26 protein-coding genes and 2 tRNA genes are annotated in these 26,618 nt (G+C 65.9%); 13 read left to right on the top strand and 15 right to left on the bottom strand.

The annotated features are described in order from the left end of the window. Positions 1–116: 116 nt before the first annotated feature. Positions 117–1,754, top strand: a complete 1,638-nt coding sequence (locus BLW56_RS06825; RefSeq protein ID WP_093509822.1) for a GMC family oxidoreductase — start codon at positions 117–119, stop codon at positions 1,752–1,754. Here BLW56_RS06825 and BLW56_RS06820 read toward each other — a convergent pair. Then, the gene (locus tag BLW56_RS06820; RefSeq protein ID WP_093509821.1) at positions 1,751–2,512 is read right to left on the bottom strand and encodes a ThuA domain-containing protein; all 762 of its coding nucleotides are present in this window, start codon (positions 2,510–2,512) and stop codon (positions 1,751–1,753) included. The two genes, BLW56_RS06825 and BLW56_RS06820, sit on opposite strands and share 4 nt — an antisense overlap. A gap of 125 nt (positions 2,513–2,637) precedes the next feature. Here BLW56_RS06820 and BLW56_RS06815 point away from each other — a divergent pair, with 125 nt between their 5' ends. Together BLW56_RS06815 and BLW56_RS06810 are read left to right on the top strand one after the other, a co-directional pair. Then, on the top strand, positions 2,638–3,420 hold the full coding sequence (locus BLW56_RS06815) for an SDR family NAD(P)-dependent oxidoreductase (RefSeq protein ID WP_093509820.1): 783 nt from the start codon (positions 2,638–2,640) through the stop codon (positions 3,418–3,420). Between the two features lie 35 nt (positions 3,421–3,455). Beyond that, positions 3,456–4,559, top strand: coding sequence for an NADH:flavin oxidoreductase/NADH oxidase (locus BLW56_RS06810; RefSeq protein WP_093509819.1), 1,104 nt, complete (start codon positions 3,456–3,458; stop codon positions 4,557–4,559). A 109-nt stretch (positions 4,560–4,668) separates the two neighbouring features. Here the strand turns inward: BLW56_RS06810 and BLW56_RS06805 are convergent. From BLW56_RS06805 to BLW56_RS06780, 6 genes are all read right to left on the bottom strand, one after another. Next, a tRNA-Glu gene (locus tag BLW56_RS06805) sits at positions 4,669–4,743 on the bottom strand. A gap of 52 nt (positions 4,744–4,795) precedes the next feature. Next, positions 4,796–4,871, bottom strand: a tRNA-Glu gene (locus BLW56_RS06800). A 92-nt stretch (positions 4,872–4,963) separates the two neighbouring features. Next, the gene (recJ, locus tag BLW56_RS06795; protein WP_093509818.1) at positions 4,964–6,730 is read right to left on the bottom strand and encodes a single-stranded-DNA-specific exonuclease RecJ; all 1,767 of its coding nucleotides are present in this window, start codon (positions 6,728–6,730) and stop codon (positions 4,964–4,966) included. After that, complete coding sequence (locus BLW56_RS06790; protein WP_093509817.1) at positions 6,727–8,244, bottom strand: PH domain-containing protein; 1,518 nt, start codon at positions 8,242–8,244, stop codon at positions 6,727–6,729. The genes recJ and BLW56_RS06790 overlap by 4 nt, the downstream gene beginning before the upstream one ends. Continuing rightward, on the bottom strand, positions 8,241–8,771 hold the full coding sequence (locus BLW56_RS06785) for a PH domain-containing protein (RefSeq protein WP_093509816.1): 531 nt from the start codon (positions 8,769–8,771) through the stop codon (positions 8,241–8,243). Before BLW56_RS06785 ends, BLW56_RS06790 begins: the two co-directional genes overlap by 4 nt. A 25-nt stretch (positions 8,772–8,796) precedes the next feature. Continuing rightward, positions 8,797–10,758: an alkyl/aryl-sulfatase gene (locus BLW56_RS06780; RefSeq protein ID WP_093510834.1), complete on the bottom strand. Its 1,962-nt coding sequence runs from the start codon at positions 10,756–10,758 to the stop codon at positions 8,797–8,799. Positions 10,759–10,823: 65 nt separating this feature from the next. On the opposite strand from BLW56_RS06780, the gene BLW56_RS06775 reads away from it, so the two are divergent. Beyond that, positions 10,824–11,309, top strand: coding sequence for an NAD(P)H-dependent oxidoreductase (locus tag BLW56_RS06775; protein WP_093510833.1), 486 nt, complete (start codon positions 10,824–10,826; stop codon positions 11,307–11,309). A gap of 389 nt (positions 11,310–11,698) precedes the next feature. On the opposite strand, the gene glpX is transcribed toward BLW56_RS06775, so the two are convergent. Next, the gene (gene glpX, locus BLW56_RS06770) at positions 11,699–12,667 is read right to left on the bottom strand and encodes a class II fructose-bisphosphatase (protein ID WP_093510832.1); all 969 of its coding nucleotides are present in this window, start codon (positions 12,665–12,667) and stop codon (positions 11,699–11,701) included. Between the two features lie 129 nt (positions 12,668–12,796). Between glpX and BLW56_RS06765 the strand changes: the two genes are divergently transcribed. Beyond that, positions 12,797–13,204 (top strand): hypothetical protein, encoded by a 408-nt coding sequence (locus tag BLW56_RS06765; RefSeq protein ID WP_256203331.1) that lies wholly within the window; start codon positions 12,797–12,799, stop codon positions 13,202–13,204. Here the strand turns inward: BLW56_RS06765 and BLW56_RS06760 are convergent. The 3 genes from BLW56_RS06760 to BLW56_RS06750 form a co-directional block, all read right to left on the bottom strand. Then, positions 13,201–14,037: a hypothetical protein gene (locus BLW56_RS06760; RefSeq protein ID WP_143043406.1), complete on the bottom strand. Its 837-nt coding sequence runs from the start codon at positions 14,035–14,037 to the stop codon at positions 13,201–13,203. The two genes, BLW56_RS06765 and BLW56_RS06760, sit on opposite strands and share 4 nt — an antisense overlap. Before the next feature lie 56 nt (positions 14,038–14,093). After that, positions 14,094–15,413, bottom strand: coding sequence for a homoserine dehydrogenase (locus BLW56_RS06755; protein ID WP_093509813.1), 1,320 nt, complete (start codon positions 15,411–15,413; stop codon positions 14,094–14,096). Positions 15,414–15,526: 113 nt separating this feature from the next. Then, entirely contained in the window at positions 15,527–16,408 is an 882-nt protein-coding gene (locus BLW56_RS06750; protein WP_093510831.1) for a hypothetical protein, read from the bottom strand. Positions 16,409–16,677: 269 nt separating this feature from the next. Here BLW56_RS06750 and BLW56_RS06745 point away from each other — a divergent pair, with 269 nt between their 5' ends. The 5 genes from BLW56_RS06745 to BLW56_RS06725 all read left to right on the top strand — a co-directional run bounded on the left by BLW56_RS06745 (position 16,678) and on the right by BLW56_RS06725 (position 20,097). Beyond that, positions 16,678–17,334 carry an energy transducer TonB gene (locus BLW56_RS06745; protein WP_093509812.1) on the top strand — a complete coding sequence of 219 codons (657 nt, stop codon included), beginning with the start codon at positions 16,678–16,680 and terminating at the stop codon, positions 17,332–17,334. Positions 17,335–17,392: 58 nt separating this feature from the next. Then, the gene (locus BLW56_RS06740) at positions 17,393–18,211 is read left to right on the top strand and encodes a MotA/TolQ/ExbB proton channel family protein (RefSeq protein ID WP_177175863.1); all 819 of its coding nucleotides are present in this window, start codon (positions 17,393–17,395) and stop codon (positions 18,209–18,211) included. A 128-nt stretch (positions 18,212–18,339) separates the two neighbouring features. Next, positions 18,340–18,861: an ExbD/TolR family protein gene (locus BLW56_RS06735; protein WP_093509811.1), complete on the top strand. Its 522-nt coding sequence runs from the start codon at positions 18,340–18,342 to the stop codon at positions 18,859–18,861. A 35-nt stretch (positions 18,862–18,896) separates the two neighbouring features. Then, entirely contained in the window at positions 18,897–19,322 is a 426-nt protein-coding gene (locus BLW56_RS06730) for an ExbD/TolR family protein (protein WP_093509810.1), read from the top strand. Positions 19,323–19,524: 202 nt separating this feature from the next. Then, positions 19,525–20,097, top strand: coding sequence for a superoxide dismutase family protein (locus tag BLW56_RS06725; protein WP_093509809.1), 573 nt, complete (start codon positions 19,525–19,527; stop codon positions 20,095–20,097). 88 nt (positions 20,098–20,185) lie between these two features. Here the strand turns inward: BLW56_RS06725 and BLW56_RS06720 are convergent, their stop codons facing one another. After that, positions 20,186–21,772, bottom strand: a complete 1,587-nt coding sequence (locus BLW56_RS06720; protein WP_093509808.1) for a spinster family MFS transporter — start codon at positions 21,770–21,772, stop codon at positions 20,186–20,188. A 98-nt stretch (positions 21,773–21,870) separates the two neighbouring features. Here BLW56_RS06720 and BLW56_RS06715 point away from each other — a divergent pair, with 98 nt between their 5' ends. Then, positions 21,871–22,371, top strand: a complete 501-nt coding sequence (locus BLW56_RS06715) for a low molecular weight protein-tyrosine-phosphatase (RefSeq protein WP_371262210.1) — start codon at positions 21,871–21,873, stop codon at positions 22,369–22,371. On the opposite strand, the gene thpR is transcribed toward BLW56_RS06715, so the two are convergent. Next, positions 22,278–22,895 carry an RNA 2',3'-cyclic phosphodiesterase gene (thpR, locus tag BLW56_RS06710; protein WP_093510828.1) on the bottom strand — a complete coding sequence of 206 codons (618 nt, stop codon included), beginning with the start codon at positions 22,893–22,895 and terminating at the stop codon, positions 22,278–22,280. The two genes, BLW56_RS06715 and thpR, sit on opposite strands and share 94 nt — an antisense overlap. Before the next feature lie 166 nt (positions 22,896–23,061). Here thpR and BLW56_RS06705 point away from each other — a divergent pair, with 166 nt between their 5' ends. Further along, complete coding sequence (locus tag BLW56_RS06705; protein ID WP_093509807.1) at positions 23,062–23,790, top strand: Bax inhibitor-1/YccA family protein; 729 nt, start codon at positions 23,062–23,064, stop codon at positions 23,788–23,790. 93 nt (positions 23,791–23,883) lie between these two features. Here BLW56_RS06705 and BLW56_RS06700 read toward each other — a convergent pair whose 3' ends face one another. Then, positions 23,884–24,519: a glutathione S-transferase family protein gene (locus BLW56_RS06700; RefSeq protein ID WP_093509806.1), complete on the bottom strand. Its 636-nt coding sequence runs from the start codon at positions 24,517–24,519 to the stop codon at positions 23,884–23,886. Positions 24,520–24,621: 102 nt separating this feature from the next. Between BLW56_RS06700 and BLW56_RS06695 the strand changes: the two genes are divergently transcribed. Continuing rightward, entirely contained in the window at positions 24,622–25,383 is a 762-nt protein-coding gene (locus BLW56_RS06695) for a competence/damage-inducible protein A (RefSeq protein WP_093509805.1), read from the top strand. Here BLW56_RS06695 and BLW56_RS06690 read toward each other — a convergent pair. Next, positions 25,356–26,591 (bottom strand): MFS transporter, encoded by a 1,236-nt coding sequence (locus BLW56_RS06690; RefSeq protein ID WP_256203329.1) that lies wholly within the window; start codon positions 26,589–26,591, stop codon positions 25,356–25,358. The genes BLW56_RS06695 and BLW56_RS06690 overlap by 28 nt on opposite strands. Between the last annotated feature and the right edge of the window lie 27 nt (positions 26,592–26,618).

Below are 26,618 nucleotides of genomic sequence, written 5' to 3'. Positions count from 1 at the left end.
CTCCTTCTTTTGTATCTTCACTATCATGCCGCCGAACGGGCGATGGGACTATTTATTGCGCTAGGTGCGGGGCACGCCCTGCCGGTTCCACATCGTCGCGGGACAGGAGAGGCGATATGTCGACAGGCTGGGACTATATCATCGTCGGCGCCGGATCGGCGGGCTGCGTGCTCGCCGAGCAACTGAGCGCCGACCCGCATGTCCGCGTGCTGCTGCTCGAAGCGGGCGGCTCCAACGACAGCCGCTGGGTCGCGATCCCCAAAGGTGTCGCCAAACTCGTCACCAATCCCGATCATATCTGGGCCTATGGCGTGTCGCAGCCGCGCGGCGACGGCGGCGCGCCAGGCGAGGTGTGGATTCGCGGCAAGGGGCTCGGCGGGTCGTCGGCGGTCAACGGCATGATCTGGAGCCGCGGCGAGCCCGCCGACTATGACGCGTGGGAGAAACTCGGCTGCACCGGCTGGAACGGCGAGGCGATGACCGACGCCTTTCGCCAGATCGAAGATCATGGCCTTGGCGCCAGCGCGATGCGCGGGGCGGGCGGGCCGGTCGGCGTCGCGCCAAAGATTCACAGCTATCCGCTTGCCGAAACGATGGTGCAGGCGGGCGTCGAGATGGGGCTGAGACCCGTCGACGACCTCAATGCCGCGACGTCGGATCGCGTCGGATTTTATTCGCATAATGTCCGCCGCGGGCGCCGCGAGAGCGCAGCGACCACTTTCCTTGCGCGCGCGAAGAAACGGCCGAACCTGCATGTCGTCACCCATGCCATGGCCGAACGCCTTATCGTCGAGGGCGGGCGCGTGACCGGGGTCGAGGCGAAGGTTGCCGGTCAGCCGCAGCGCTTCGATTGCGATGGCGAGGTGATCGTGTCGGGCGGCACGCTGGAGAGTCCTTTGCTCCTGCAGCGTTCGGGGATCGGTCCCGCCGACGTGCTGCGCGCCGCTGGGGTCGAACCCCTCGTCGATGCACCGGATGTCGGCGCGCGGATGCGCGAGCATCTCGGCTTTTCGATGCCGCATCGCCTGTCGCGCGACGTCGGCAGCAACCGTAGCTTTTTCGGGATCGGGCTGATGCGCGCGATGGCGCAATATATGCTGACGCGCGGCGGGATCATGGCGACGGGGCCGTTCGAGGTCGGCGCTTTCCTGAACCTCACGAGCCGCGACCTGCGGCCCGACTTACAGCTCTATCTTGGCGGCTACACCTTCGCGCTGGGCGACGACAAACACCCGGTGCCGCTGAACAGCATCGACCGCAAGCCGGGGATGACCATCTATGGTCAGTTGCTTCGCCTGACCAGCGAGGGGAGCATATCGATCACCGGCGCGGGGAGCGACGCACCCGCCGATATCAAGCCCAACTGGCTGTCGACGCGCGAGGATGAGCGCACCGCGATCGCCGCCGTGCATGCGATGCGGCGCTATATGGCGCAGCCCGCGCTCGTCGGCCTCGTCGAGCGCGAACTATTGCCCGGGGCGGCGGTGCAGAGCGATGCCGAGATCCTCGCGGCCTTCCGCCGCCTCGCGACCTGCGGGCTCCACGGCGTGGGTACCTGCCGCATGGGTAGCGACAATCGCGCGGTCACCGATGCACGGCTGCGCGTCAACGGGGTGCAGGGGCTGCGCGTGGTCGATTGTTCGGTGATGCCGTCGCCGGTGACGGGCAACACCAATGCCCCGGCGATGGCGGTCGCGTTGCGCGCGGCGGGGCTGATTCGCGAGGACCGGCGGAAACTGCGCGCGGTGGCCTAGGCGCTCTCGCGCTCTTTCAGCCAGCCGATGCCCCGCCGCAGCAGGTCGTAAAAGACCGGCAGATCCCACGCGCAGCGGTCGACCGTAGGCCACCAGTCCATCATCGGCTGCAAATCATAATGCCCGCGGCAATGGCCGAGCGTCAGATAGAGGACGGCGCCCGCGCCATGCTGCTTGATGTAGAAAACCGGATAGGTGCCCGGCGCATCGTCGGCCTCGACGAAGCCCGTTCCCGGCCCCGTGCATTCGGTATCGAGCAGGACATGCAGGTCGCCGTGAGTTTCGAGATGGTAGAGCTCGTCGGTCGTCTCGAAGGGCTCGATGCCTTTTGTAAGCTGGTGATCGGGATCGACCACGCGAACGGTATAGGGCTCGATCGCCGGATGGCTGATGAACTGCGATCCCAGCAAATCCATCATCAGCGGTGCCCAGCGCGGTGCATCCCAGACGCCGGTGTCGAGTAGTCGGAGGATCGAGTTGGTGCCGTGGAGCGCGTACCAGCGCCCGCCCTTCGCGAGCCAGCGTTTCAGCGCCTCCTGCGCGGGCAAGGACGGCGTAACGTCGCATGTGTAGGTGATGAGGAGGTCGGCCGCCTCGATCGCTTCGATATTGTCGTAATTCTCGAACACGCGGGTGCGGACGCGCTGATCTTCGGCAAGCAGTTTCAAAAGCTCGAGCCGCGCGAAATCCATATCGTGCCAGACGCCGCCGCAGATCAGCACGCAATCGATGCGGGGTGGATGTTCGCTGTCGCTCATCGCCGGTCCTCTCCTCCTGTTGTGGCGCCATCATGCGGGCGCGATCTGCAGGCGTCACCTTGCTGTATTGATAGGTTCCTGTCGCCCGCGAAACTGGCAAAAGGACCGGCGAGAGGAGAGGTGCGATGCAGCAAAGGCTGGGCGGCAAGGTCGCTTTGGTCACCGGCGGGACAAGCGGGATCGGCGCGGCGACGGTGGAGCGGCTGACGAAGGAAGGCGCAAAGGTCGTCTTCACCGGCTCGAACGCCGAAGCGGCCGCCGTCGTCGAAGGCAAGACCGGCGCTGTCTTTCGCGCGCACCGCGTCGAGGATGCTTTGGCCTGGGATGGCTTGATGGCCGACATCGACGCCGAATATGGCCGGCTCGACATCGCCTTCGCCAACGCCGGGACCGAAGCAGGCGACGCGAGTGTCGAGGATATCGGCATCGACGCGTGGAACCATATAGTCGCGGTGAACCAGACCGGCGTCATGCTCACCGTCCAGCATGCGATCCGCGCGATGGCGAAGAATCCGCAAGGACCAAAGGGTTCGATCATCGTCAATTCGTCGATGAACGCGCACCGCGCGATGGGCAATTACGCCGCCTATTCGGTGACGAAGGCGGCGGTCGTCGCGCTGGTCAAATCGGCGGCGATCCATTGCGCGGGGCAGGGCTATCAAATCCGCGTCAATGCGGTCCTCCCCGGCGTGGTCGAAACCGACATGATCCGCGGCGTCATCGACCGGTCGCCCGATCCCGCCGCCGCGCGCGCGGCGTTTGAGGGGATGGCGCCGATGAAGCGCATGGCGCAGCTCGATGAGGTGGGCGCGTTGGTCGCCTTCCTTGCCTCCGACGAAGCGGCGTTTATCTCGGGCGCCGACTATGTCATCGACGGCGCCACGACCGCCGGTATGATGGGCGTCTAGGGCGCGAGCCCGTCACCACCAAAGCGGAGCCTGCCGTGTCCCAACCTGCCCTGTTCACGCCCTTGTCGGTCGGCCGTCTCGCCTTGCGCAACCGCATCGTGATCGCGCCGATGTGCCAATATTCGGCGGTCGACGGCTGCATGACCGACTGGCACCTGATTCACCTCGGAAATCTCGCGCTATCCGGGGCGGCGCTGCTGACGATCGAGGCGACGGCGGTGTTGCCCGAAGGACGGATCAGCCATGCCGACGTCGGCCTGTGGGACGATGCGACCGAGGCCGCGATGGCGCGCACGCTCGATTCGGTTCGCCGCTGGTCCGATATGCCGGTGGCGATCCAGCTCGGTCACGCCGGCCGCAAGGCGTCGACCGAAGTGCCGTGGAAGGGCGGCGCGCAACTGCCGCCGGGCGATCCGAACGGCTGGCAGACCGAGGCGCCGTCGCCGCTGGCCTTCGCCGAGGGGCAAGTCGCGCCGCTCGAACTCGATCGTGCCGGTCTGGTCCGCGTCCGCGACGCATTCGCCGCTGCCGCCACGCGCGCGGCGCGGCTCGGCATCGATGCGGTCCAGTTGCACGGTGCGCATGGCTATCTTCTGCACCAGTTTCTCTCACCGCTCTCGAACCGGCGTACCGACGAATATGGCGGCAGTCTCGAAAACCGGATGCGTTTCCCGCTCGAGCTGTTCGACGCGGTGCGGCAGGTGTTTCCTTCGGATCGTCCGGTCACCGTCCGCGTATCGGGCAGCGACTGGGTCGACGGCGGCTGGACGATCGAACAGACGGTGGCATTCGCGCAAGCATTGGAGGCGCGCGGCTGCGCGGCCATCCATGTGTCGAGCGGCGGGCTCGATCCGCGGCAGGATATTTCCGTGGGCCCGGGTTATCAGGTTCCGCTCGCGCGCGCGGTCAAGCAGGCGGTGAATATGCCCGTGGTCGCGGTCGGGCTGATCACCGGCTACGATCAGGCCGAAGCGATCATCGCGACGGGCGACGCCGATCTGGTTGCGCTGGCGCGCACGATCCTGTTCGACCCGCGCTGGCCCTGGCATGCCGCCGCTCACCTCGGCGCGCGCGTGACGGCGCCGCCGCAATATCTGCGGTCGCAACCGCGACGGTTTCCCGATCTGTTTGGAATATAGCTGCCGTCGGCCGCTGAATGGTGACCCCTACGGGACTCGAACCATAGTGGGTCGGCTGTTGCCGATCCACTCCGACAAGGGGGCACGGGTTCGCGCACCGACCGTTGATTGGTGACCCCTACGGGAATCGAACCCGTGTTTCAGCCGTGAGAGGGCCGCGTCCTGACCGCTAGACGAAGGGGCCTTGTGGGTCGGAAATTTCGCGGAAAGGGGGAGCCGACCGCTCCCGTGACCGATGGTGACCCCTACGGGACTCGAACCCGTGTTTTCGCCGTGAAAGGGCGACGTCCTAGACCGCTAGACGAAGGGGCCGTCTGATCGGTGAAGCGGCGCATTAGACTCGCATGCCCATAGGGTCAAGCGCGCCGCGCAAAAATATTGCGCCGCAACGTACAGGTCCGCGCCTAGTCGGCCCAGGCTGCGTCCTCCAGATGCAGTTCGGCGGCCGGCCGGCTCCCCCAATCATCCCGTTTCGCGCGCCCTGCGAGCCATAATTTGCGCCCGCGCGCGTGCAGCAGCGCCTGGCCCAATTCGGTCTCGGCGCTGCGGAAAGCGACCGCCTTGAACCGCGCCCCGTCGTCGCCCGACACGATCAGCCGGACATGGTCGGTCCCGACGATCCCCGATTCGACGATTCGCACCGGCCCCGTCGCGACGCGCGGCGCGGGCCAGCCGGCGCCATAGGGGCCGGCGCTTTCGATCGCGTCGCACCAGAGCGGGTTGATGCCCCTCGGCGCAAGCACCGCGTCGATCAGCAGCGACTTGTCGCCGCTCGCGCGCTCGACATCGGCGGCGAGCCGGTCGTTCAGATACGCACCGAGCGCGTCGACCTTGTCGGCCGCAACGGTCAGCCCCGCCGCCATTGCATGCCCGCCGCCCGCGACGAGCAGCCCCGTCTCCTTCGCGGCGAGGATCGCGGCGCCGAGGTCGACCCCGCTGATCGAGCGCCCCGATCCCTTACCCACGCCATTTTCGTCGACCGCGATGACGATCGCGGGGCGGTGGAGGCGTTCCTTCAGGCGCCCGGCGACGATGCCGATCACGCCGGGATGCCAGCCCTCGCCCGCGACGATCGCGACGGGGGCGTTGCCGCACGCCGCGCTGGCCTCGATCGCCTGTTCGAGCACCGCCGCCTCGATCGCGCGGCGCTCCTCGTTCAGCCGGTTGAGTTCGACGGCGATATCGGCGGCTTCCTGCGGGTCGCTCGTGGTGAGCAGGCGCACGCCAAGGTCCGATTTGCCGACGCGTCCGCCGGCATTGATCCGCGGACCCAGCGCAAAGCCCATGTCGCTCGCGCTCGGCGGCTTGGTCAGGCGTGCCGCGTCCATCAGCGCCGCGAGCCCGGTGTTGCCGCGCCGCGCCATCACCTTCAGCCCCTGCGTCACCAGCGCGCGGTTGAACCCGGTCAGCCGCGCGACGTCGGCGACGGTGCCCAGCGCGACAAGGTCGAGCAGATCGATCAGCGCGGGCTCGTCGCGGCCCGCAAAAAATCCGCGCGCGCGCAAGGTGCGGAGCAGCGCCGCGCCGAGCAGGAAGGCGACCCCGACCGCGGCAAGATTGCCATGGATCGCGGCGTCGGGCTCCTCGTCGAGCCGGTTGGGGTTCACCAAGGCGAGGGCCACGGGCAGCGTCGTCGCGCACTGGTGATGGTCGACGACGATCACCTCGACCCCCGCCGCCTTGGCTTCGGCAATCGCGTCGAACGCCTGCGCGCCGCAATCGACCGTGACGACCAGCTTCGACCCCGCCTCGCCGATCTTGACCAGCGCGGCGCCCGACGGGCCATAGCCCTCCATCAGCCGGTCGGGGATATAGGCGCCTGCGGGCAGCCCGAGCCCGCGCAGCAGCCGCACAAGCAAGGCGGCCGAGGTCGCGCCGTCGACGTCGTAATCGCCGAAGATCGTCACCGCCTCCTTGCGCTCGACCGCATCGGCGAGCCGCGCCGCGGCGGCGTCCATGTCGCGGAACAGCGACGGGTCGGGCATGAAACCGCGCAAGGTCGGCGTCCGCTGGCGGTCGAGGTCGTCGCGCGGCACCCCGCGCGCCAGCAGCAATTGGGTGACCAGATCGTCGGGCGCCAGATTCTCCGCCGCCATGTCGGCGCTCGCGCGGCGCCAGTGCCACGGCTGGCCCTTGATCGAGCGCGTAATGCCCAGTGCCGCCTCGCTCATGACCGCGCCCTCGCGGCGAGGATGCGCGTGCGCAGGTCGAGTGCGGCGGTGAGCGGGATCGCGGGAATCTCGTGCGTCGCGAGCGAACTGCCGCCGGGCACCCCGAACACCAAAGTCGCGAGGCCGAGCGGGCGGAGGATGAAGTCGCTCTTGAGATCGACGCTCTGCACCGACGCGTGCGGCAGCAGCGTCGTCTTCGGCTTCCATGCGCCGCGGCGGATCGCGACCTGCTCGCCGAGGTCGGCCCAGCGGTGAAAGCGCGCCGCCCAGAAAGCGAACAGCGCGATCAGCGGTGCCGCGACGAGCCCCAGCCAGCCCACCGCATTGCCGAGCCAGAGCCCGATCCCGCCGCCGATCATGGCGCATAGCGCGCCGACGATCGGCCCCAGCGCGACGATACGGTGGCTATGCTGCCACGCCTGACCCGCATCGGGGCGCCGAATCGCAACCTCGGCAAGCACCGGGTCGATCTCGTCCAGCTTGCCGAAGGGCACGACCTGATGATCGCGCTCCTTCTCGCCGTCGCTCGCGAGGCTCTGCAGGCGCAGCTCGTGCCAGCCGAAGCGCTGGCGCAGCCAGCCGGTGACGAGGATCGCCGCCTGCACGCGCTTCACCGGTACCGCGACGTCGGTGCGTGTCGTGAGCCCGCGGGTGCGGCGCAGCGCGCGCGGCTCGCGCGTCAGGCGGAAGTCCCAGTTGGCGAACACCATCGTCGCGATCCCGCTCGCAAACCCGATCAGCAGCAGCGACAGCGCCGCGCCGACACCCGCGATCCAGCGATGCGCGAGCAGCCACTGATCGAGCCCGTAATCCTCGGCGATGTCGATCCAGTCCATCGGGTTGAAGACGTTGAAATCGAACGGCAGCAACCCGTCGAAAAACTGCATGCCCGCGCCGACGACCGCGAGCGCGGCGAGCGAGAAGTTGAACAGTCCCGCAACCAGCAACTGGCGCGGCCCCATCGCGAACAGCAGCCGGTCCTCGCCGGCCGGCGCGGCGTCGGCCACATCGGCGGCGACCGGTGCCGCGACTTCGCCGCTGCGGTGCGCGCGGATCGTCGTGCGCAGCGCTTGCGCCGCGTCCAATGCGATCGCGTCGAGGTTCGCGTCATTTTCCTTGCCGCCGGCGCCCGTCTCGAACCCGACCTTGGCGATGCCGAGCGCGCGCGAGACGAGCCCCTGTTCGATGCTGACGTCCTGGATGCGGTCGAAGGGGATGGTGCGATGCTGGCGCGACAGGACGCCGCTTTCGATCACCACCTCGTCGTCGCCGACAAGGAAACGAAAGCGCAGCCATTGAAACCAGGCGGCGGCCAGCGAGATCAGCAGAAAGGCGCCGATCGCCGGGACGATATAGACCCAGTTCCCGGTGAAGCCCAATGCGGCGACCGCGGGCAGGAAGTTGAGCGAGCGCGGCCCGAGCTTGACGACCGCCAGCGCCAGCGTGGCGGGATGCAGCCGCTGCCAGTTCGCCTCGTCCGGCATGACGGGATTCGCTGCGACGGCGTCGCTCATGCGAAATCGGTCTGGATATGGCGGCGTATCGTCTCGCGCATCGCGGCGGCAAGGTCTGCGTGCAGCCCGGGCAAAGTCACCGTGCTGTTATGCGTTCCCGACGTGTGGACGATCAGGTGCGACAGCCCGAACCAGCGCTCGATCGGCCCCTGCCCGACGTCGATATGCTGGACGCGCACGAACGGCACGATCGTGTCGGTCCGGAACAGCCAGCCGCGCGCGACCCGTAATTGCCCTTCGCCGATCTTATACCCCCAGCGCGACACGCGCCGCGACGGAAAGGTGACGATCACGACGATCGCGATCAGCCACGCCGCGGCGGTGATCAGCCCATATGGCCCCTCCAGATGCCGGATCAGCAGCGCATCGAACACGCTCGCGCCGATCGCGAGCGGGATCAGGTTGAGCGCCGTCGCGATGCGGAGCACCTGCGCATAGGCGGGCGCGACCGGGTCGAGCCCCTCGCTGGCATTGAGCGCGTCGGGGGCGAAGGGGTCGGTCGGATGCGCGGCGGGTGTGTCGGTCATGTTCCTCCGTTAGTCGCTCGGGCCGTCACGGCACAACCACATTGAAACGCGGGTCGGCGGGCGGGTGCAGCGCGAACCACGACAGGAACGCCATGCGGTCGCCGTCGATCTTGATCGCGCCCGACTGGATCAGCGCCGGGAATTGCGCACGCCCCATCATCGCTTCGTCCAGAATCTTGCGGTCGATCGTCACTGTCGCGGTCGGTGCCGGATCGGTCACGCCATAGCGCGGGAATTCGACCCCGCCGCCGACGACCACCGCGACCGTCTCCTTGTTGTCGGGCAGGACGAACTGGAACGTTCCTTTCACCGCGCTTCCTTTGGTTGCGTCGAAACGCGTCGCCAGCGCATCGAAAAACACCGCGGTCGGGATCGCGCTCACAAAGCTGCGGCTCTGCCCATTGCCCGTCGCGGCATCGACCGCATTGCCGCGCAGGCTCGCCGCGCCGGCGAGATAATAGTTCCGCCACGCCCCCGATTCGGCCTGATATCCCATCTGGTCGTACGCCGACGCCAGCGCCGCCCGCGCGTCCTTATTGTCGGGCTGAGCAAACACCAGCTTGTTCAAAAGCTCGGCCGCCCAGCGATAATCGCCGGCTTTCAGCGCATCGCGCCCCGCCGCGAGCAGCTTGTCGGCGCCGCCCGCCAGCGCGACATATTTGGGTGCCGATTGCTCGGGCGGCAGCGGGTTGAAATTCGCGGGATTGCCGTCCCACCAGCCGAAATAGCGCTGATACACCGCCTTCATGTCGTGGTTGAGCGTTCCATAATAGCCGCGCGTCGCGAAATCCCGGCCCTGCACCGGCGCCTCGGCGGTCTGGTCGGCGAGCTCGTGCAGGGTCGCCCCGCGATTCGCCAGAAACAGCGTGCGGTCGTGAACATAACGATAGGCATCGCGCTGGTTCGCGAGCAGCGACGACACCTCGCCCGCGCCCCATGTCGGCCAGTGGTGCGATGCCATCGCGACCTCGGCCGTGCCGCCCCATTTCAGCAGCATCGCGTCGATCACCTTCGACCAGTGCAGCGCATCGCGCACCTGCGCCCCGCGCAGCGTCAGCACATTGTGCAGCGTGTGCGTCACGACCTCGGTGGTATGGAGTGCCTTATAGGCGGGGATGTAGAAGACGAATTCCGACGGCGCCTCGGTGCTCCCTGCGTCGAGAAAGTCGAACGCCAGCCCGTCGATCGTCAGCGTCCCGCCCTTTTCGCTCACCGTCTCGGTCGGCTCCATATAGCCGACGGTGCCCGACGACAGCTTCGGGCCCAGCCCGGTGTCGACCTGTCCCTTTTCGCCCGGCGGCAGGATCGCGCCGAACATATAAAGCGCGCGCCGCCCCATCGCTCCGCCCGCGAGGACATTTTCCGACGTCGCTTCTTCCGAAAATCCGTGCGGCGCGATGATGCGGATCTTCTGCGCCTTCACCTGTTCGGGGGTGACGATGCCGCCGACGCCGCCGAAATGGTCGCTGTGGCTGTGCGAAAAGATCACCGCCCTGATCGGCAGCTTGCCCGATTTCGCCTCGACCGTGTCGGCGAACAATTTCCAGCTCGCCGCCGCCGCTTCTTCGGACAGCAGCGGGTCGACGATGATCCAGCCGCTCTTTCCGCGGATGATCGTCATCACCGAAATATCGTAACCACGCACCTGCCAGATCTTGCCCGGCACGACCTCGAACAATCCATGTACCGCGTCGAGTCGCGCCTGCCGCCACAGCGACGGGTTCACCGTGTCGGGCGCTTCTTTGGCGTTCAGAAACGTATAGGGCCGCCGGTCCCACACCGTCTTGCCATTCTTGTCCGTAATGACCCCGCCCGGAATCTCGGCGAGCTTGCCGCGCATCACATTGGCTTCGTCGCGCGGATCATCCAGCGGCAGGCGCCCCGCGATCTCGGCCTGCGCGGTGCGCGTCGCCTCGCTCGCGGCGTCCTGCGCGGTGGCGGCAAAGGGCAGGCTGCTCGCAAGCAGCAGGGCGGTCAGTCGGCGCATCATATGTCTCCCCCATATTTCTGGGCAGCTTGCGCCGCGTGTCGGTGCTTGGCAAGCATCGGCTCATGACCGACACGCCGCACCTCCTCATCGCATGGCACAGCCGCACCGGCGGCAGCGAAGCGCTCGCGCGCGCTGCCGCCGAAGGGGCGGGGAACGCGAAGCTTGTCGCCGTCGCCGACGTGACCCCGGACGCGCTGCAGGCCGCGGGCGGCTATCTCTTCGTCGGCCCCGAAAATCTCGCCGCGCTGTCGGGCGCGATGAAGGAGATGTTCGACCGCTCTTATTATCCCTGCCTCGGCCGGCTTGAGGGGCGCCCCTATGCGACGATCATCTGCGCGGGATCCGACGGCGAAAACGCCCAGCGCCAGCTCGACCGCATCGCGACCGGCTGGCGGCTGAAGCGCGTCGCCGATCCGGTCATCGTGAACACCGCCGCGCAGACCCCCGAAGCGATTATGGCGCCCAAGACGATCGCGCCGGATCGCCTCGCCGAAGCCCGCGACCTCGGCGCCGCGCTGGCGGAGGGGCTGGCAGCGGGGATTTTCTGACAATGCCAAGGGTCATCCGAACTGTATTATTGAGATAATACGGCAAGGATGGTGCGCGGGTCAAGTGCGCGGGGTCCGCATTGGGGTGGGGCGCGGACGTTTCCGCATTTCACCTTCGTCATCCCGGACTTGATCCGGGATCCGCAGCCGCGCCGAAGTCATGGGCCCCGGATCAAGTCCGGGGTGACGAGATGAGTGATATATCCTCCCTGTCGCGCAGCGATGGGGGAGTCGCAGACGGCGCGTAGCGCCAGCGGGACCGCCGCCGCAGGCGGTGGTGGAGGGGCTGCGACTTAGCGCCATTGGCCCCTCCGTCAGCGCTTCGCGCTGCCACCTCCCCATGGCTACGCCACAGGGAGGATTAACGTCTACAATCGGCCGAAACCTTATCAATGCGCGCGATGCTCGCCCTTCACCCAGCGCACCGTGCCCGACGAGGCGCGCATCACCACCGTCTCGGTCGTCATCACGCCGTCGCGGCGGCGCTTGACGCCGGACAGCAGCGATCCGTCGGTCACGCCGGTCGCGGCGAAAATCACATCGCCGCTGGCGAGGTCTTCGAGGTCATAGACGCGGTCGAGATCCTCGATGCCCCACTTCTTCGCGCGCTTGCGCTCGTCATCGTTGCGGAACAGCAAGCGGCCCTTGAACTGGCCGCCGACGCAGCGCAGCGCCGCCGATGCCAGCACGCCCTCGGGGGCGCCGCCCGAACCCATATAGATGTCGATATTGGTTTCAGGGTTGGTCGTCGCGATCACGCCGGCGACGTCGCCGTCGGGGATCAGCGCGACGCCGCAGCCGATCGCGCGCAGCTCGCTGATGATCGCTTCGTGGCGCGGGCGGTCGAGTACGCAGACGATGATCTGTTCGGGCTTGCAGCCCTTTTCGCGCGCGACGGCTTCGACATTTTCGCGCACGCTGTTGTCGAAATTGACGATGTTCGGCGAATAGCCGGGGCCAACCGCGAGCTTGTCCATATAGACGTCGGGGGCGTTGAGCAGGCAGCCTTCCTCGGCGATCGCGAGCACCGCGAGCGCGTTGGGGCCGGCCTTGGCGGTGATCGTCGTGCCTTCCAGCGGATCGACCGCAATGTCGATCTTCGGGCCCTTGCCCGGCGCGTTGCCGACCTTTTCGCCGATATAGAGCATCGGCGCCTCGTCGCGCTCGCCTTCGCCGATGACGATCGTGCCGTCCATATAAAGCGTGTTGAACGCGGTCCGCATCGCTTCGACGGCGGCGGCGTCGGCGGCTTTCTCGTCGCCGCGGCCGATCAGCTTCGCGGCGGCGATCGCCGCGGCTTCGGTGACGCGCACCATTTCGAGCACGAGCACCCGGTCGAGGTTGCTGCTATTCGTCATCTCGGCCACTCTCCGTCTTTACTTGTTCCGCCCCGTCGGCATGGTGGGCGCCATATGGTCGCCCGTGCCACTTGTCGAGAACGCTTCGCCCGATTCGGTGCCGCTTTCGCCATGAGCTGTGTCATCGCCATGACCGCGGCCGTGCCCGGCGCCACGCAGACGCAGGGGCCGCCCGCGCCGCCGCCACCGCGCAATGCTGAAAGTGCCGCGGCGAAGGCGAAGGAAATGGTCGATCCGATCAAGCGCTGCAAACCCGCCGACGACGGTTCGATCAACGTGTGCGGCACCGATACCGAACGCCACCGGCTGTCGCCCGAACTGCGCGCGATCGCCAAGGAAGGGCGCGAGGCGCCGCCGAAGCTGCCGCGGGCGGAGGCGCAGGCGATGACGCTCGACAAGCTGCCCTATAACTGGATCTCGTTCGGCGGCCGCTATAAGCCCGGCCCCGAATATAATGAGCAGTTCGAAGCGATGAAGCGCGCGACCGATCCCGAAACGGGAACGCCGGCCCCGCCCGAAGACGAGCCCGAGCCCTAGGCGAAGACCTCGGCGGCTGCGGCGCGCGGGCGCGCGGCGCGGAGGAACCCCGCCGCGACCAGGATCTTCGCCAGAAAATAGGCTGCGAACAGCAGGACCCACGCGAAACTCATCGCCATTTCGAGCGCGCTGCCGGGCGCCTGCGCATTGTTCCAGATGACCGCGCCATGGACGAGGATCAACCCGCCGACCGCAAGGCCGAAAAGCGTGCCCAAAGCCAGATAGAAGCCGAAGAGTCGCCCTTGCGCCTGCCCGGTCGCCCGCCATGATTCGGCGATGGCCGGAAAGGGGTTGAGCCGCCCGCCGGCGCCCATGATCGCGCCGGTCAGGCACAGCCGCGCCTCGATCCAGGTACCGAGGACGACCAGCACCAGCCGGTACGCGCCATCGGCAAGGCTCCCGGCCAAGGCGTTCCACTCGGCGATACCGATCGTGAGCAGGATCGGCAGCGTCGCGATCACGCCGATCCCGGCATAGAGCAGGATATTGACGATCAGATAGGCCGCGCCGGCGACCATCCCGTACATGATCTCGGAAATATAGCCTTCGCGAAATTCGGCGAGGATGGCGTTCCACGCCGCGAACATCGCCCCCGCGACGATCACCGACACGATGCCGAGCAGATAGAGCGGCCCCGTGATCGATCCGCTGACATAGGTGCCATAGGTGTTGACCATCAGCGCCATGATGGTGCGCAGGTCGAAAATCGGCTCGCTCGACAGGAGCAGGAACGGCACCAGCACGCCCATCCCAGTATAGGCGGCCAGCGCGCGCCAATGTCCTGCCGCCAGCGCGCGCGCCTCGGCCAGCCCCTGCCTGATTTCGATATCCATGTCCGCCCCCTGTTCCCCGGGCATGGGTAACAAGGAGGCGCGGGATTACAAGCGGGTCAAAGCGCCAATATGGGCATATGCATCGGCGCGCCGACGACATGGTCCGACGCGCCGAGAAACGCGAGCGCCGCGTGGATCGCGCTGGCCGGACCCTCGTGGGTGACGAGCACGATCACGACGCCGCTGCCGTCCTCGCTGCCGCGCTGGATCAGGCTTTCGATCGACACGCCGGCATCGCGCATCGCCGTCGCGATCTCGGCGAGCACGCCGATGCGGTCCTCGACGATCAGGCGGACATAATGTTTGCCGATCCGCGCGCCCGCGTCGGCGACGGGGGCCGCGTCGAGCGCGTCGACCGGCATCGCGAAAGCGGGGCCATATTCGTCGCGCGCGATGTCGATGATGTCGGCGACAATGGCGGAGGCGGTCGGCCCGGCGCCCGCGCCCGCGCCCTCGAAGAAGAGGCGGCCGACGAAATTGCCCTCGGCGACCACGGCGTTCAATGCGCCCGGCACATAGGCGAGCGGGTGGTCGGCGGGGACGAGGCACGGCTGGACATGCTGGTACAGGCCGCTTCCGTCGCGCTCGGCCATGCCGATCAGGCGGACCCGGTGGCCCAGCGCTTCGGCCTCGCGAATATCGGCGGCGATCAGCCCGCGGATGCCGTCGGCGGTCACCGCCCCGATGTCGAGCTTCGTCCCGAAACACAGCGCGGCAAGGATCGACAATTTGTGCGCGGCGTCGATCCCGTCGACGTCGAAGGTCGGGTCGGCCTCGGCATAGCCCTCGGCCTGCGCCGCGCTCAGCGCATCGGCGAAGCTCGCGCCGTTCCGCTCCATCTGCGTCAGGATATAATTGCAGGTGCCGTTGAGGATGCCATAGACGCGTGCGATCTCGTTCGCCGACGCGCCCTCGCGGATTGCCTTGATGACGGGAATCCCGCCCGCGACCGCGGCCTCATATTTCAGCGGCGTGTCTTTCTCTTCGGCGAGCCGCGCAAGGTCGAGCCCGTGATGCGCGATCATCGCCTTGTTCGCGGTCACCAGCGCCTTGCCCGCGCCGAGCGTATGCCGCGCGAGCGTCAGCGCCGGGCCGTCGGCCCCGCCGATCATCTCGACGACGACATCGACATCATCGGCCGCGACCAGCGCGTCCATATCGTCTTCCCAGCGATAGGGTGACAGGTCGACGCCGCGATCCTTGTGCCGGTCGCGCGCCGACAGCGCGACGATCTCGATCGGCCGCCCGGCGCGCCGGGCGATCAGGTCGCGGTTCGCCTCGAGCAGCTTGACGACCCCGCCACCGACGACGCCAATACCCGCGAGCGCGACGCGAAGCGGCGGGCGGGCAGCGGTCGGGGCGGAATAGGGCGACATGAAGCAACTCCGTAAAAGCACGGGGCCTCGCCCCGTCATCGCGAGCGCCCTATCGGCTTTTGCCGGCGAAACAAGGAAGCTTTTCTGTTTCGGCGATGCCGAAAGCTACGCGATCAGCTCACCGGCGGCTTGCGCGTGCGCGTGCAGTCGCCGAGCGCGCCAAGGACGATGCCGTAATCGGACGCGGCCTTGCGGCGATCCTCGGGCGCGGTCCCGGCAAGCTTGCCGAGCGGCAGCTGGCGCGGCAACCCGCAGGCGAGGCGATACCACGCAAGCGTGTCGCGCTGCGGGACCGCGGCCGACCCGTCGACGATTTCGCCGAACGCGGCCGCCCAGCGCCGCGACCCGTCGGCCGCGGTCAGGATCGTCAGCGACACCGGCTCGCCCGTGCTGGTGTTGAGGAACAATTGCGTCTCGCCCTCGCCGGGCAGGGTGCCGGGAACGTGGAAGCCGTTGGCGATGCCGGTGATCGCGGGGGCTGCGCCGGGTTTGACGAGTTCGGTCAGCACCGCGCGCAGCTGCGCCTCGGTCGCCGGATCCCAGGGCAGTTGCGCGTCGGGCGCGATCAGCTGGACGCTGCCGGTGTTGCTGCTTCCGGCGGTGGCGCCGGCGACGGGGCGGGCAAAGAGCAGGACCGGCTGCTTCTTTTTCAGCTTCGGCGGCTTGCCCTTCGCGTCCAGCGGCAGGTCGACAAGGTACGAGATTCGCGCCGCAAGCGGTCCCTTGCCGCGAATCAGGCTGACGACGTCCGCCTCGACATAGAATCGCGCGCGACCCGCCGCGACTCCGGGGGCTTGTGCCGTTTTGAGCGCCGTGGACTTATATATGCGCGCGTGCAGCGCGATCGGCGCCGCGGTCGCCAGATCGGCGATGTCGGCATAGCTGTACGGACTGGCGACCGGCGCGGCGACCGGCGCCTGCATCGCGGAAACGCTCGGGATTCCAAGGCTTAAGGCAAATATGCCGGCGATGGCGGCCGGGTGGGGGAGGCGCATGATCGATCCACTTTCCGTCATTTATGACACCGTTATCGGCGTTGAAATCCCTATCATGGGACATGGCACATTAACCGCTGATAAAGGGTTTGCGAATGTGCCGCCACCGCGATAGGACGTGCCCGAAGTGTCCGGCAAAAACATAATAAGCCGGATGCAGCGCCGTCGGGTCTCGCACAACGCATCGGAAATCATCCGGGCATTTGGCAACCGAACCCGTCGGCAGGGAATTGGTGTCAGGATGATCTAGCAAGGAGCGTCGTCCCTGAATGGCTTATGGTGATAATGTCGACCCTAAAAACAGGGTAGTGGCGATTGTCTTGGTTGGTCTGCTTACAGCGGTTCTGGGCTACGGCCTGGTCAACGGCTTGAATATCAGTATCGTCAAGAAACTCGCCGAAAAATTGGATGTGGTGGACGTGGAAGAGCCGCCGCCGCCGGAGGAACCCCCGCCGCCGCCGCCGCCGGACAACAAGTTGCCGCCGCCGCCGCCGGTTGTGACGCCGCCGTCGCCGATTCCGCCGCCGGTTACGACCAACACGGTCCAGTCGGTGCCGAAGGCGCCGCCGACGCCGCCCCCGCCCGTCTATACGCCGCCGGCACCGCCGGCGCCGCCGCCGACGCCTGATCTCAGTGCCGCCGGTACGCCGAAAGGCAACCCGGGTCGCTGGGCGACGAACGACGACTATCCGGCCCGTGCCATGCGTGAAGAGCGTGAAGGCACCACCGGGTTCCGCGTCACCTATGGCGCCGATGGTCGCATCACCTCGTGTGACGTGACCGCGTCGAGCGGTCATGCCGACCTCGATGCCGAAACCTGCAAGCTTATCCAGCGCCGTGGCCGGTTCAATCCGGGCAAGGATCGCGCGGGTAACCCCACGGGCGGCACGTACAGCAATCGTATCCGTTGGCAGATTCCGCGCTGATCGCGCGACGGATCTGTGTTTCGAAACTTACCGAATATTTTGAGAGGGATTTTCCAGTATGTTTAATCTGATCGCAAACGCCGCCGCTGCGGCGCCGGCAGCCGCCCATGGTGAAGGTGGTCTCAGCCTGATGCCCGCCGCAATGTGTGTGAAGGAAGAAGGCGCGAGCCCCTACGGTCTCGTTCCCGCACTGTGCGAAGGCGGCATCGTCTCGCAGGTGACCTTCCTCGTCCTGCTGATCATGTTCGTCGGCACGCTCTACATCCTGTTCACCAAGCTGTTCGAACAGAACAAGGTGATGAACCAGGGCAAGGCCGTCGACGCCAACTTCTGGCGCGCTCCGACGCTCGCCGACGGCGCTTCGAAGCTCGAAAAGAACAGCGCCTATCGTCAGGTCGTCGAAGACGGTCTGCGCGCCAACGAAGAGCATAACAAGCTGACCGACCCCGTCGAAGCGCATGACTGGATGCACGGCACGCTCGAGCGTTCGCAGAACCACATCAACTCGAAGCTGAACTCGGGCCTCGCGTTCCTCGCGACCGTCGGTTCGACCGCTCCGTTCGTCGGTCTGTTCGGTACCGTTATCGGTATTCTTCGCGCTCTCGTGAAGATCGGTGCATCGGGCCAGGCCTCGATCGACACCGTCGCCGGTCCGGTCGGTGAAGCTCTGATCATGACCGCAATCGGTCTGATCGTGGCCGTTCCCGCGGTTCTCGCATTCAACTGGCTCCAGAGCCGCAACAAGGCGATCGCTCGCCGCCTGTCGACCTTCTCGAACGACGTTCTCGGTTCGATCATGTCGAACGGTCAGGTGAAGCCGGCGTCGGCCGCTCCGGCGAAGGCTGCTGCTCCGGCCGCGGCACCGAAAAAGGCCTGATCGGTCTCATGGATCCCCGCCTTGTCGCCATCGGGCGAAAAGGCGGGGTCCGTTGGACAGGGAAGGCGCGCTCCAGGCACGCCGTCCCGATGTCCGTGACAGAAATTTTGTGACAGGATGCTAATCCTATGGCGATGAGTGTAGGCGACAAGGGCGGCGAAGAAGCCCCAATGTCCGAAATCAACACGACTCCGCTCGTGGACATCATGCTTGTGTTGCTCATCATCTTCCTCATCACGGTTCCCGTGGTGTTGGAGACGGTGAACCTGAAGCTGCCCGACGTGGCGTTTGAGGTGACGACGACGAAGCCTGAGAATGTGCTGCTCTCGATCCGTTCGGCTGACACCGACGGCGATGGCGAGCCCAACCCCGAGAGCACGGCGTGTGAAGTATATTGGGGCCAGACCCCGGTCGATTCCAAGCAGTTGCTGGAGCGTGGACAGAAGAAGCTCGAGCAGCTGCTCGAAGATATCGGCGGTCCGCAGAACATCACCGAGGAAAACTTCCCCGAAGTGCACATCCGCGGCGACGTCAACACGCCGTACCAGTGCATCGGTGGCGTGATCTACACGATGCAATATGCCGGCTTCCAGAAGATCGGGTTCATTTCGGAACCGGCTCCTGGTTCGGGTACGGTGGGCCGCCTGTAAGGGCGCGCTCCGTTTAGGAACGAAGGAATAATCGCATGTCCATGGCAGTTGGAGATCGGGACGAAAATGAACCGATGATGGACATGAACACGACGCCGTTGATCGACGTCATGCTCGTGCTCCTCATCATGTTCATCATCACCATCCCGGTCCAGACCCACGCGGTGAAGATCGATCTGCCGGTTCCGACCGATGCAAAAAGCAACGTCGATCCCGAAAAGAACAAGGTGATGATCGATCCGGCCGGAACGATCACCTGGAACGGTTCGCCGGTCGACCTCGCGCAGCTGGCGCAGTATCTGGAACAGACCAAGGCTCTGCCGGTCGAACCCGAACTGCAGGTTCAGCCCGACCCTTATGCTCGCTATATCGTCGTCGACAATGTCATGGCGGTGATCAAGCGCAGCGGCGTCGGCAAGCTGGGCTTCGTCGGAAACGAGCAATACGCCCGCGTCTTCTGATCCTCGATCAGAGCCGTCAGGCCAAAAATACGGGGCCGCGAAGCAATTCGCGGCCCCTTTTTTGCGCCCGCAACATTTTGTCACGGCACGATCTCCATAAGGGCTTGGAACGCGCGGCAAATATCGGCATCACCGGCGAACCGGGATCGAAACGCGCCGCCGTGACGTTCTGGTTTCAAATCTTGCGACAGGGAGCAGAAAAATGACGATCGGTTCGCGCCATAAAAGCATATTGGCCTGTGGGGCCGTCGTCATCGGCACGCTCGCGCTCGCGGGCTGCGCCGGCATGGGCAAGAAGTCGACGACGACGCTGCCCGCGCCCGACGCCTATGCCCAACTCACCGACAATAAGGGTGCCGACCGCGGCCGCGCCGACATCTACCGCGACACCACCGGCTTGCGTATCGAACTCGTCGCGCGCGGCTTCGCGCCGGGCACCTATGGCATGCATGTTCACGCCGTCGGCCAGTGCAACGCGCCCGATTTCGCCAGCGCGGGTCCGCACTGGAACCCGACCGGCGCCCAGCATGGTCGCGACAATCCGATGGGTGCGCACCATGGCGACCTGCCCAACCTTGCCATCGAACCCGACCAGATCGGCCGCGCCACGCTGCGCCTCGTCGGCTCGCGGTTCGAGGGTGATGGCGGGCTGCTCGACGCCGACGGCGCCGCCTTCGTGATTCACGCGGGGCCCGACGATTACAAGACCGATCCCAGCGGCAACAGCGGGGGCCGCGTCGCCTGCGGCGTGATCGTCAAAGAGGGTACGAAGTAAAAGCGCCCGGGTTCGCCGCTCCGGCGAAAGCGGGGCAGCGGTTCAGGACGGCGGACTGATTTTTCTGGCGGGCGTCTCGATCGAAAGATCAGGCGCCCGCCGCGCGTTCGGCGATCGTCGCTTCGGCCTCCGGCACTGTGCGATAGGCATAGATGAGCAGCGCGAGCGCGATCGGGGCGACGCCGATCAGCGACAATATGCCGGTGCGCAGGTCGCCGACCGGCTTGCCGTCGACGATCGTGCCGGCCAGATCCGAAATCTGCCCGACCATGTACGGCCCGAACGACAGGCCGACAAGTGTCGTGCCGAGGAAGAAGGCGGCAGTCGCGGTGCCGCGCATGCGCGGCAGCACCAGATCCTGCGTCGTCGCGGCGGCGGCGCCGAGCGCGGCGGCGCCGAGCATCCCGGCGAGGAAGTTCATGCTATAGAAAAGCGTCGAATTTTCGGTCGTATAGCCGACCCAGATCGGGATGACCGGGGCGACGACGCCAAAGATGATCATCAGGACACGCCCCGCCGGATTTTTCGCGCGGAGATGATCGGCGAGGCGGCCGCCGAGGATCACGCCGACAAAACCGGCGACCGCGCCGTTCGCGCCGAGGATGAAGGCCAGTTCCTGCTTGGGCAGGCCAAGTATGACTTCGGCATAGGGCGCCGACCAGAAGGCGAGCCCGTAAGCGGCAAGCGCGACCAGGCCATAGCCCAGCGTCGTGCAGATGAAGGCGGGGGTGCCCCAGATCAGGCGGAAGGTTGCGGGATCATTTGCGCGGAGCGCGCTCGACCAGGAAAAGACCGCATAATAGCCGAGGCCTACCGCCGTCCATTGCGGGAAATTGCCGGTCAGGCGGATCATCCACCACGCGAAGGCCGCGATCACGGCGGCGACGACCATGTTGACCAGCAGCGCCCCGGGCCCTCGCAACAGTGCTCCGATCAGCGTGAGAGGCGGAACGATCATCACCAGATCTTTGAAGAATTCCCAAAAGGGTGACGGCGAACTGGTACCCGGCGTTCCGTCCATCGCGCCGCGCACCGGCTCGCGCAGGCTGGCGACCCACAGTGCGAGCAGCAGGCCGGGGATGCCGACCGCAAGGAAGGCCGCCTGCCAGCCGACCAGCCCCATCGGTCCGCCCGCCGGATACGCCTGGTTCCATGCCTCGACAATCAGCGCGCCGATAAACAGCGACACGCCGCCGCCGAGGTAGAGTCCCGACGAATAGATGGCGAGCGCGGTCGCTTTCTGCCGCTTCGGAAAATAGTCGGAGATCAGCGAGTAAGCGGTCGGGCTCGCGGTCGCTTCGCCGATGCCGACGCCCATCCGCGCGAGCGTCAGCGTCGTCTGGTTATAGGCAAAGCCCGATGCCGCGGTCATCGCCGACCACAGGGTCAGGCCGATCGACAGCAACTTCACGCGGCTCCAATTGTCAGCGAGGCGGCCGAGCGGAATGCCGAACAGCGCATAAAAGACCGCAAAGGCGGCGCCGCCGAGGAAGCCCATATCGCCGTCGGTCAGCCCGAGGTCGGCCTTGATGTCGACCGCGAGGATGCTGATGATCTGCCGGTCGATGAAATTGAGGATATAGACGACGACCAGCACCGACAGGACATACCAGCTATATCCGGTCGCTTTCGGTTCGGCCAAAGCCTCGGCACCGCTCATGTCGTCATCGGCCATCTGGCAACCCTCTCCCTGACCCATTATCGTTATGCCCCATGGCTAGCAGAGCCGGACACAGGCGCAAGTTGAAAGTCGGTTCAACTTTGCGGGAGGACATGGCCGATATGCGCAACGATCGAGAAGTTACGAAGCCCGCAATCCTTTTCCTGTGCCTCGGCAACATCTGCCGCTCCCCGCTCGCCGAGGGCGCGGCGCGGGTCGCCTTCGCACGGGCCGGTCTCGATGCGACGCTCGATTCGGCGGGAACCGGCGACTGGCATGTCGGCCACGCCCCCGACCGCCGTGCGCAGGCCGAGGCGCGCCGCCGTGGCACCGACATATCGGATCTCCGCGCCCGCCAATTGTCGCGCGACGATTTCTACCGCTTCGACCTGATTCTCGCCGCCGACGAAAGCAATTTGCGCGACGCGCTGGCGATCCGCCCGGCCGACGCGACGGCGGACCTCCGCCTGATGCTCGACCTTCTTCCCGGACGCGGCGGGGAAGGCGTTACCGATCCCTATTATGGAGAAGACGACGGCTTCGCCGCGACGTGGCACGATGTCGCCGCCGTTTCCGACGCACTGGTGGCCGAATTCTCGCCGCCCAGCGGATAGCGCACGACGGGGTGATAATGCGATCCGCCGTGGCCAAGCTCGCTTTCATAGAGCGTGATATAGCTGAATTCGAATGTCGGGCCGGCCAGGTCATTGTTCAGCGCGAGGAAGGGGCCGACCGGACCGGATCCGCGGTTCAACCGTGCGAGCGTGATATGCGGCACGAACGCACGCATCTCGGGCGCGACGCCGACGCGAGCGAGCAAATGGTCGACCTTGCGGTGCAGCGCCGCGAGCGGCGCATGTGGTTCGATCCCTGCCCAGACCATATGTGGCCGTCCCTGCCGTTCGAACAGGCTGACCCCCGCGATTCGCGCTGTGACCGGGGACGCGTGAAGCGCGCCGAGCGCCGCCGCGATATCCTCTGCCCGATGATGATCGACCTCGCCGATAAAGCGCAGCGTCAGGTGGAGCTGTTCGTCATTTTGCCAGCGCGCCCCCGAAATGCCGTGCATCGCGGCGATCAAAATATCGTGGACCGAACGCGGCGGGCATAGCGCGACGAACAGGCGGTGTGTGGACATCGGAAACAGCATAGGGCGCAATCTTCGGAACCGCGATCCTTAACTGGTCGCGGGCTAATATGTTGCTGGAATGTTGCTGATGTCCGGTTTCGCTTGAAACGGCCGGTCAAACCCCCGATATTGCTGTTCACGGCCGGTATGGGCTGGCCGGTTATGGAGATGAAAAATGGCGAATTGGAACGACCCCAATATGGCGGCTTCCGGTTTTGGCGCCGGCGCGAACGCAATGGACCAGGCCGTCGATGCCGGCCTGCGGTCGTACATGCTGTCGGTTTACAATTATATGGGCTCGGGCGTGCTGCTGACCGGCATCGTCGCGATGCTGGCGTATAACAGCGGCTTTACCGCCTCGCTGATCGGCAGCCCGCTTATGTGGGTGGTGGCGCTGGCGCCGCTCGCCTTCGTGCTGGTGCTGAGCTTTGGCATCAACAAGCTGTCGACCAGCGCTGCGCAGGCGCTGTTCTGGGTCTATGCGGCGGTCATGGGTCTGTCGATGTCGACGATCTTCCTCGCCTTTACCGCATCGTCGATCGCAACGACTTTCTTTGCGACCGCGGCCGCCTTTCTTGGCCTCAGCCTCTACGGCTACACGACCAAGAAGGATCTGTCGGGTTTTGGCACCTTCCTGATCATGGGCGTCGTCGGCATCCTCGTTGCGATGCTGATCAACTTGTTCGTACAGTCGAGCGCGCTCAGCCTCGCGATCAGCGTGATCGGCGTGCTGCTGTTCGCTGGCCTCACTGCCTATGACACGCAGAAGATCAAGAGCATGTATTTCTATGTCCGCGGGACCGACTTTGTCGGCAAGTCGGTGATCATGGGCGCGCTGACGCTCTATCTCGACTTCGTCAACATGTTCACCTTCCTGCTCAACCTGCTGGGCAGCCGCGAATAAGCGGACGGACAAAGAGCAAAAAATACGGGAGCCCGGCGGAGAAATTCGCCGGGCTCATTTCTTTTTCGCGGCCGGGTCGCGGGCCGCGCTGTCTCAGGCCGGGTTGGCCGCCTGCATTTCAGCGATCAGAGCATTGTCGATGTCTTTTGCGCGCTTGTAAGCTGCGCGCTCGCGAAACGGGGCAACATAGGCCTCGAACGCCGGGCGCGACGCGATGGTGCCGAATTGCAGCCCCCAGTCGATCTGGCTGCCCACATAGACATCGGCGGCGCTGAAGCGGTCGCCCGCGACGAACGCCCGGCCCGCGACAGCGCTTTCGAGCGCGTCGAGCGCCGCGGGGAGCGAACCGAACCCCGCCATGCGTTGCTGCTCGGTATCGGGCTCGACGCCGAAATGCTTGGCGGTAATTGCCTGCTCGACCGGACCCGAGGTGAAGAAGAGCCAGCGATAATAATCGGCGCGGTCGGCGGGGGCGGGCGCAAGACCGGCCTCGGGGAAGGCATCGGCCAAATAGGCGCAGATCGCGGCGCATTCAGTGACGATGTCGCCGTTGTGAACAATCGCGGGAACCTTGCCCATCGGGTTCACTGCCAGATAGGCCCCGTCTTTCATCGTCGTGCCGTAGTCGAGAATGCGCTGTTCATAGGGCGCGCTCACTTCTTCGAGCATCCAGCGGACAATCTGTCCGCGCGACATCGGGTTGGTATAGAAAATCAGGTCTTCGGCCATTGCACATCTCCCATATCGGCTCGATTCTTTGAGAACATATCAGGAACAATAGCAATATTCCATCGGGCTTGTTTTGTCATCGTTCCGAGTTAAGGCAAAGGCATGAGCGACGAACGCATATGGACCGCCGCCGTGCTGGTGATCGGCGACGAGATTCTCTCGGGCCGCACGCAGGACAAGAATGTGTCGCAGATCGCGACCTGGCTCGAGGTGCAGGGGATTCGCCTGCGCGAAGTGCGGATCGTTCCCGATGTCGAGGATGAGATCGTCGATGCGCTGAACGCGATCCGCGCACGCTACGACTATGTCTTTACCACCGGCGGCATCGGTCCGACGCACGACGACATCACGGTCGACGCGGTGGCAAAGGCACTCGGTGTCGATGTGGTGATCCATCCCGCAGCGCGCGCTATCCTTGAGCGCTATTACAGCGCGCGCGGTGCCGAACTGACCGACGCGCGCCTTCGCATGGCGCGCGTCCCCGACGGCGCCGACCTCATCCCGAACCGCATGTCTGGCGCACCCGGTATCCGCATTGGCAATTTGTTCGTGATGGCGGGTGTCCCGCATATCACGGCGGGGATGCTCGACGCGCTCACTGGCGAGCTTGAGGGTGGCGCGCCGCTGATCGCGCAAACGATCGGTGCCTGGGCGCCCGAAAGCGAAATTGCCGACCTGCTGCGGCAAGGTGAGAAGGATTATCCGGGGGTTGCGATCGGCAGCTATCCCTTTTTTCGCGAGGGCAAGACAGGCGCTAATTTCGTCATTCGGTCGACCGATGGCGAATTGGTGGCGGCCTGCGTCGCCATGTTGACCGCCGGGTTCGAAGCGCTCGGCTATGCGGTGACCGACGGCGGCATCTGATCGGTTGCCGCTGCGCGCGGTAAGCGGCGAAGCATCAGGATCGCGAGCAGGCCGAAGACCGCGGCAACGACGAAAGCGGCACCCGGAAAATGCACCGGCGCGCTGACGGCGGTGAAGTAAGCCATGGTGCCGGTGAGTAGCAGCGGCGCGACGAGCTGGCCGAGGCCCATCGCCATCGCCGATATCCCCTGCACCTCGCCCTGCGTCTCTGCGGTCGCGCGGCGAGACATCATCGCCATCAGCGACGGCTGCACCGGCGCTTGCAGCGCGACGGGGATTAGCAGCAGGAAGGCTCCGATCGTCGAGGTGGTGAAGGCATAACCGACATAGACCGCAACAGCGACGAGGATGCCGAGCGTTGCCGCGTCGCGTTCGCCGAAGCGCGCGACCGCGGGACCGACAACAAACATCTGACCCAGCGCGATCATCACGCCGACTGCGGCAAGACTCGCGCCGATCATCCCCGGCGTCCAGCCGAGCTGCGCGATGCAGTAAAAACTCCATGTCATCGGATAGACGAGGCTTGCGATCTGCCAGAGCACGAGCACTCCTGCGACACCGTCCATCCCAGGTAGCGTGCGCATCGTCTGCCATGCGCCGAGCGGATTGGCGCGGCGCCAGTCGAAGCGGCGACGGCGTTCGACCGCCAAAGTCTCGGGAAAGATGAAATAGCCGTAGAGCATGTTCGCGGCGGCGAGGATGGCCGCCGCGACGAAGGGGGCGCGCGGACCGACTTCACCCAGAAAGCCGCCAATGGCGGGCCCGGCAACAAAGCCGATGCCGAACGCTGCGCCGACGAACCCGAAGTTGCGCGCGCGGTCTTCAGGGGCGGTAATGTCTGCAATCGCCGCTTGCGCCGCAGCATAGCTGCCGCCGAAAATCCCCGACAGTGCGCGGGCGATGAACAGCCATGGCAGAGTCTCGACGATCGTTAGCAGTGCATAATCGATCGCCAGCCCGCCGAGCGCGAGCAGCAGCACACGGCGCCGCCCGCAATGGTCCGACAGATTGCCGAGAACGGGCGAGGCGAGGAACGTCGCGACTGCCATGACAAGGCCGATCCATGCGCCAACCTCGATCGCCTCGGCCAGGTCGATTCGGCCGACCTCCATCACGAGTTGCGGCAACACCGGCATGATGATGCCAAAGCCGACCGCGTCCATGAAGATGGTCGCGACGATGAACGGGATGGTCCGTGCTGCCGTCACTTGCTCTTTGCCCCTGTCGATCCTAGC

This window comes from Sphingopyxis sp. YR583 (assembly GCF_900108295.1).
Lineage (GTDB): Bacteria > Pseudomonadota > Alphaproteobacteria > Sphingomonadales > Sphingomonadaceae > Sphingopyxis.
This window is presented reverse-complemented; position numbering and strand designations above follow the sequence as displayed.